Here is a 6,902-nt window from a genome sequence, read left to right on the forward strand (position 1 = left end):
CGAAAGAAGTACATACGCGGCGAATGGTCGGGGTCAGCCGTCCGCGTTCTCTACCGTCGGACGGGTGACGACGAGAACTGTGGGGCCGGACGGGCCTACCCGGTCGACCCGATCGGTCAGGCCGGGCAGGTCGGGTAGACCTGCCGGGTCTGGCGGGTCCGGCGGGTCGGCCGGGTCGGCCGGGTCGGCCGGGTTGCGGGCCGCCGCCGTGCTCGCGGCGTACGACCGGCAGGTGGACGGCCTGTTCACCTACTGCCTCTCGGTGCTCTGCGAGCACGACGCGGCCGCCGACGCCCTGCGCGAGGTCCGCGAGCTGGCACGACGGCACGGCGCCCGGCTGGCCGAACCCGGGCTGCTGCGCGCCTGGCTGTTCTCCCTCGCCCGGTACTGCTGTCTGCGCCGGCTCGCCGGCGACGCCCCGGGTCCGACCGGTGCCGAGGCCGGGCGGACCGCCCCGGCCGAGCCCGGCGAGGCCGAGGCGGCCCGACGGCGGCGCGAGCTCTCCTCGCTCGCCTGGCCCGAGGCGGCCGGCACCGACCCGGAACAGCGCGAGGCGCTGGAACTCTCCGTCCGGCACCGGCTGACCCCGCTCGAAGTGGCGGCCGTACTGGGCCAGCCGTTCGAACGGACCCGCGCGCTGCTGGCCGCGGCCGAGGCCGAGGTCGCCCGGACCAGGGCGGCGCTGCTGGTGCTCGGCGTGGGCAGCTGCCCGGAACTGGACCGGCTCGGCGGGGCCGGGGCGGAGTCCTGGCGCGACTGGGTGCTCGGCCCGGCGCTGCGCCGGGAGCTGGTGCAGCACGTGGTGGACTGCCCGACCTGCCGGGGGACGGCGGAACGGGTGGCCGCGGGCGAGGCGGCGGAGGGTACGGCGGGGGCGGCGGGGCTGTCCGGGTTGGCGCTGCTGCGGGCTCCGGCGGACCTCCTCGGGGCCGTCGCGGTCACCGGCGGGGCGGCCGCTCCGGCGGCGGCCGCTCGGGCTGTGGGTCCTCGGGTAGCGGGTGCTCGGGGCGCGGAGCCGGGGCTGCGGTTCGACCAGAGCGGCTTCCCCCGGCACCGGGCGCCGGACGCGGGGCGCGGGTTGGCGGTGCGTCGGCGGGTGGTGACCACCGGCGTGCTGGCGGCCGTACTGGCGGCGCCGGTGATCGCTCTCTGGGCCGGGCACCGGGGCGGTGTCGGGTCGGGGTCGGCGGCCTCGGTGTCGGCGGTACGGGTGGACGCGGCCGGGCAGCCGACCGGGCAGCGGCCCCGGCCCGCGGTGGACGGCCCGGCTGGGGCGGGTGCGCCCGGCATGCCCGGGATGGAGCTGGCGGGGGCCGGGCCCGGGATGGTCGCGGGCGGTGTCGGCACAAGCGATGCAGAAACGTTGCCTCCCGGTTTTCCGCGGCTCACCTTCCAGGGCGCGGCCATCCCGGTCCCGGCCCACGGCGCGACCCCGCTCAGCAGCCCGACCCTGGTCGCCGCACCGGCCCCGGCTGCCGACCAGGCCTCCGCGACGGGCACCGGCGAGCCGGCCCCGGCCGGGCTGCTCACCGTCGAGGCCGGCGAGTACGGCAGCCGGACCATCCTCACCCTCACCAACTCCGGCGCCACGGAGATCCGTTGGCACGCGGTGACGGACGCCGGCTGGCTCCGGCTCAGCCGCGACGCCGGCACCCTGGCGCCCGGCCAGCGGATCACCGTGATCGTCACCGTGGACGAGGACCAGGCGCCGACGACCCACTGGACCGCCCGGATCGCGCTGCCGCCCTCCCAGGCGGTGGTCACCCTGGAGGGCGGGCCGCACAACCGTGGCGGCTCCGCCTCCTCCCCGGCCGATCCGTCGCCGTCGTCGACACCGTCCTCGACGCCGGCGACACCGGCGCCCAGCGGTTCCACCACCACCTCGCCCACGGCGGCACCCACCGCGTCCCCGTCGCCCTCCGACCCACCGACGAGCACCCCGTCCCCCTCGGGCACGGCCACGAACTCCTCGCCACATCCGACGGGCACGGCAACGGCCTCCCCGTCGCAGCACTAACGGCCCGCGCAAACGCGGCAGCCCTCCCTCCCGGCCGGCACCCGGAGGGCACGGGCGCGCGAGAAGTCGACCCGGCCGACTTCTCGTGCACGGCGGGGCGGGCCAGGGGCCGAATACGTAGACCGACCGCCGTAATCCCGCCCGCAGTAGCCGGCAAGGCCGCACAGGAAGTCGGCCCACCCGACTTCCCACGCAACACCAGCGGGCAAATACACCGACCTGCGTGCTTCTCCAGAGCCCCAGGCCGAGGATGCACGAAAAGTCGACCCGGCCGACTTCTCATGCGCAACAGGGCCCAGCCTGGCTGGATTTGTAGACCGACCTGCATATTTCACCGGCCAGCCCGAAGCCGGGAGCGCGCCAGAAGTCGATCAGGCCGACTTCTCGCGCGCGCCGAGGGCGGGCCAGGAGCCGAATATGTAGACCGACCGCCATAATCCCGCCCGCAAAACCGGGAACGCACGAGAAGCCGGCCCACCCGACTTCTCGTGCGCGGCGGGATCCGAGGTGCTGGCGGGGCGTGCGGGGTGGGCCCGAGGTGGGTGGCGGCGGGGCGGGCGCGGCAGGGGCCCGGGGTGGGAGCCGGGATCGCGGCGGAGCGTGCGTGGTAGGTCCGGGGTGACGGTGGGGCGTGCGCGGTAGGGGCCGGGGTGCTGGCGGGTTGAGGTCTGGGGGCGGCGGGAAATCAAGGGGCGGCGGGGCGTGCGGGGGTGGGAGCTGGGGTGCTGGCGGGGCGAGCGCGGCGGGGTCCCGGGGGCAGCGCGGCTTGCGGGGTGTGCGCGGTAGGGGCCGGGGTGCCGGGCGGGCTGGGGTCCGGGGCGGCGGGGCGGGGTGGGCCCGGGGGGAGTCAGAGGCGGTGGATCGGGGGGACTTGGTAGGTGCCGTCCAGGACGGCGGGTTCGGGTTGGTAGATGCGGAGGATGGGGCGGAACTCGCCGGGTGGGGTGGGGAGCCAGTTGGCGGCGGCGGTCGGGTCCTCGGGCTGGTCGTGCCGGAGGGTCAGGGTGAGGGAGCCGTCCTCGCCGTGGACCAGTCCTGGGGTGCGGTCGCCGATCGAGTAGCGGTCGATCGGGTTCTCCACCAGGTAGTAGTCCGGGACGGAGTACATCGTGACGGACCAGAACGCCCCGGCCGGGGGCGGCTGGTCGAAGCGCAGGGTGTAGTCGTGGAGGCCGGTGAGGGGCCGGCCGTCGGAGTCGTCGTAGGTCATCGCGTACGAGGCCTCGTAGGCGTGGTTGCCCCAGAGGCCGGCCCGGGCGGCGGCGGCCCGGCTGAGGTAGGCGGCGCGGCGGTCGGGGATGCGCCACTCGGGGTCGTCGAGGGTGCCGGGGCCCAGGTGGTCGGTGTTGTAGTCGAAGAGGTGGAGGGCGCTGCGCCACTCGCCGGGCGGGTGGTCCTCGGGCGGGCGGGTGGCGTCCTCGACCCGTTCGCGGCCGGCGGCCAGGCCCTTGGCCAGCGCCAGTGTCCATTCGGCGGCGGCCGCGCGGTACGGCGAGGCGCCGTCGTCGAGCAGGCCGAGCGGGGCGAAGCGGCGCTGGTACTCGATGTCGGCGGTGGCGGGCGGGAAGGCCTGCATCCAGACCCGCAGCCGCTCGAAGAAGGCCAGCCGCTCGGGGACGTCCGCGTCCGGTTCGGGGAGTCCGGCGACCAGGCCTCCGGGTTCCAGCGGTTCCAGTTCGAGGGCGGCCTGGAGGGCCCGGACCCGGGGGAAGTCGTCCGGGCCGGCGCAGGCGAAGCGGCCGACGAGGGTGCCGACGGTGGTCGGCAGTTCGATCACCCGGTCGGGGTCCGAGGGGGTGCCGTGCCAGCCGGGCGGGACGATCAGCCAGGTCTGCGCGCCGGTGCCGGTGGCCCGGCGGCCGAGGTAGGCGACGTTGTCCGTCCAGGCGTCGATGACCTGCAGCACGTAGTAGGCGCCGGCGGTGTCCGGGACGCGCAGCACCTGCGGGCCCTCGGAGAGGTCGAGCTGGGCGATCGAGTAGACCGTGTCGTTGTTGACCGAGACGAAGCGGTCGGCCGGACCGGCCAGCCGGGTGGCGTGGCTGAGGTGGTTGAACGGCGCCGCCGGCAGGGTGCCCAGGCCGCCGCGGTCGAAGCGCTCGACCATGGTGAGGCCGGCGACCAGCGGGTAGCCGTAGACGTACGCGTCGGCGGCCAGGGCCTCCAGCTCGGGCTGGTTCATCACGGGTCCTTCGTCCGGGGCGGGCAGCCGGTCGGCGGGGGCGGCGCCGCCGGCGCGGCACCGGAGGGACGCTCGACGCCGGCGGGCCGTCGGTGCCGGCGCGGCGGGCGGGTCCGCCGTCCGGGTCGCGCACCGGGCCGGAGTGCGGTCGCCGACCGCGGTACACCTCGGATGCTAAGCGGGGCCGGGTGGGGCGGCACGTCGGACCGGACGCCGCGCGGCTTCCGCCCGCCGGGATCTGCTGAGCGCTGATCCGGGCGTACCGGCGGGGCGGCCGGGAGAGGGTCGTCGGTATGAAGATCCTCCTGCTTGGGGGCTCGTCCTTCCTCGGACGGGCCTACGCTGCCGATGCCCTCGCCAGGGGCCACCGGGTGACCACCTTCAACCGCGGCCGCAGCGCCGCCGACCTGCCCGGTGTCGAGGCCGTCCGGGGCGACCGCGACAGCGCCGGGGACCTCGCTCGGCTGGTCGACGGCCGCGGCTGGGACGCCGTCGTCGACACCTCCGCCCAGCAGCCCGCCCAGGCCGCGCTCAGCGCCCGGCTGCTGCGCGGGCGGGCCGGGCACTACACCCTCGTCTCCTCCGTGCACGCCTTCGCCGACTGGCCCGCCCACGTGGTCGACGAGGGCTCCGCGCCGCACCCCTGCCCCGCCGACACCCCGCCCGACCAGCCGCCCGGCAACGCCCTGAAGGCCGGCTGCGAGCGCGCCGTGCTGGCGGGGTTCGGCGCCGGGCGCACGCTGGTGCTGAACAGCGGGCTGCTCGTCGGGCCGTACGAGTTCGGCGGCCGGCTGCCCTGGTGGCTGGAGCGGATGGCGCGCGGCGGGCGGGTGCTCGCCCCGGGGGATCCGCGGCGGACCATGCAGGTGATCGACGTCCGGGACTTCGCCGGCTTCGGGCTGGACCTGCTGACGGCCGGGACGGCGGGGCGGTTCGTCACGACGGCGCCGCCGGGGCGGCTCCGCTTCGGCGAGTGGCTGGAGACCTGCCGGGAGGTGGCGGGCGCCGCGGACACCGAGCTGGTCCGGGTCCCGGACGGGCCGCTGCTCGCCGAGGGGCCGGACCGGGTCGACTGGTGGACCGAACTCCCGCTCTGGGCACCGGACCTGCCCGAGCTGGCGGGCGTCTGGCTGGCCGACACCGGCCGGGCGGAGGCGGCCGGGCTGCGCTGCCGGCCGTTCGCCGAGACGGCGCGGGACACCTGGGAGTGGCTGCGGACGCGCGGGCCGGTCGAGGACACCGACGCCGAGGGGCGCAAGGGGCGGCCGGGGGCGGCGGTGCGGCACGGCATCGAACCCGCCAAGGAGCGGCGGCTGTTGGCCGCCTTCGGCTGACGGCGAGGTCGGCCGGGCCGTGGAGGCGGCCGGGGGTGGGAAGCCGGCCGGGCCAGCCTCCCACCCCCGGGGAGGCACCGGGGAAAGGCCCGGGGACGCATCCGGCCCGGGCGGCCCGCTCAGTGCGTACGGCGGGTGACCAGCTCGGCGAGCGCCAGCAGCTCGTCGGCCGCGGCCGGCTCCGGGACCGCGGCGGCCAGCTGCGCCATCGCCGTGGCCATCCGCTCGCAGGACTCGCCCTGCGCCCAACCACGCCCTCCGGCCGCCTCGACGGCCGCCGCGCACTGCGCCAACTCCTCGGGGCTCAGCGGGCGTTCGATCGCGTACAGCTCGGCCAGCCGCTTGCCGTCCACGGTGCCGGACCCCAGCGCCGCGACCACCGGCAGCGACTTCTTCCGGGCGACCAGGTCCGCGCCGACCGGCTTGCCCGTGACCGCCGGATCCCCCCAGATGCCGATCAGGTCGTCGATCAGCTGGAAGGCCAGGCCGATCTCCCGGCCGAAGCCGTCCAGCGCCTGCGCCGCCTCCTCGGAGGCACCCCCGTACAGGGCGCCCATCGAGCAGGCCGCGCCGAGCAGCGCGCCGGTCTTGGCCTCCGCCATCGCCAGGCACTCGGGCAGCGAGACGTCGTCGCGCCGCTCGAAGGCGCAGTCGATCTGCTGGCCCTCGCAGAGCTCGACCACGCAGTCGGCGAGCCGGCGGATCGAGCCCTGGGCGGCCGGGTGGGTGTCCTCGGCGAGCAGGCGCAGCGCGAGGGAGTGCATGGCGTCCCCGGCCAGGATGGCCTCGGTGGTGCCGAACACCCGCCAGGCGGTGGGCCGGTGGCGCCGGGTGTCGTCCCGGTCGATGACGTCGTCGTGGAGCAGGGTGAAGTTGTGCACCAGCTCCACCGCGGCGGCCGCGGCGACGGCCTCGTTGGGCCTGCCGCCCAGGGCCTGGGTGGCGGCGAGGACCATGGCCGGCCGGATCGCCTTGCCGGCGGGGGCCTCGGCGGGGGTGCCGTCCGCCTCCCACCAGCCGAAGTGGTAGCCGGACACCTTGCGCATGGTGCCGGGCAGCGAGTCGACGGCGGCCCGCAGGACCGGGTCGACCAGGGCGCGGGTCCGGGCGAGGATGTCCGCCGCCTCGTGCCCCTCTTTGTGGTCCCGCTCCAGCGTGGGACTCGTCATGGGTCTCTCCCCCTGTCGGGCGCCTGTCGTGGGACGGCCCGCCGACGGCGGACCGGAGTTGCGCTGCGGTGCCGGGCGCGGTCGCGCCTCGCCCCGGCCGGGCCCGTGCCGGCAGGGTCGGTACGCGCCGGGGTCGTACCGGCCGGGTCCGTACGCGCGGGGTCATAAGTACGCCGGGGCCGGATGGTGTGATGCGGCTT

General features: G+C 76.7%; 4 protein-coding genes. 2 read left to right on the top strand and 2 right to left on the bottom strand.

Annotated elements, in window-relative coordinates; genetic code table 11:
* Positions 1–193 precede the first annotated feature (193 nt).
* Positions 194–2,017 (top strand): sigma-70 family RNA polymerase sigma factor, encoded by a 1,824-nt coding sequence (locus ACFCY1_RS36570; protein ID WP_375877326.1) that lies wholly within the window; start codon positions 194–196, stop codon positions 2,015–2,017.
* A gap of 847 nt (positions 2,018–2,864) precedes the next feature.
* Here the strand turns inward: ACFCY1_RS36570 and ACFCY1_RS36575 are convergent.
* Positions 2,865–4,199, bottom strand: coding sequence for a DUF1254 domain-containing protein (locus ACFCY1_RS36575; protein WP_049657142.1), 1,335 nt, complete (start codon positions 4,197–4,199; stop codon positions 2,865–2,867).
* A 293-nt stretch (positions 4,200–4,492) separates the two neighbouring features.
* On the opposite strand from ACFCY1_RS36575, the gene ACFCY1_RS36580 reads away from it, so the two are divergent.
* Positions 4,493–5,533 carry an NAD-dependent epimerase/dehydratase family protein gene (locus tag ACFCY1_RS36580; protein WP_375877327.1) on the top strand — a complete coding sequence of 347 codons (1,041 nt, stop codon included), beginning with the start codon at positions 4,493–4,495 and terminating at the stop codon, positions 5,531–5,533.
* 119 nt (positions 5,534–5,652) lie between these two features.
* Here ACFCY1_RS36580 and ACFCY1_RS36585 read toward each other — a convergent pair whose 3' ends face one another.
* Complete coding sequence (locus ACFCY1_RS36585) at positions 5,653–6,702, bottom strand: family 2 encapsulin nanocompartment cargo protein polyprenyl transferase (RefSeq protein ID WP_049657139.1); 1,050 nt, start codon at positions 6,700–6,702, stop codon at positions 5,653–5,655.
* Positions 6,703–6,902: the final 200 nt, after the last annotated feature.

Source organism: Kitasatospora sp. NPDC056273, from assembly GCF_042268845.1.
Taxonomy (GTDB): domain Bacteria; phylum Actinomycetota; class Actinomycetes; order Streptomycetales; family Streptomycetaceae; genus Kitasatospora.

Coding starts and splice junctions, on each gene's coding strand:
- ACFCY1_RS36575 (WP_049657142.1), bottom strand. CDS start 4,199: ATGAACCAGCCCGAGCTGGAGGCCCTGGCCGCCGACGCGTACGTCTAC.
- ACFCY1_RS36580 (WP_375877327.1), top strand. CDS start 4,493: ATGAAGATCCTCCTGCTTGGGGGCTCGTCCTTCCTCGGACGGGCCTAC.
- ACFCY1_RS36585 (WP_049657139.1), bottom strand. CDS start 6,702: ATGACGAGTCCCACGCTGGAGCGGGACCACAAAGAGGGGCACGAGGCG.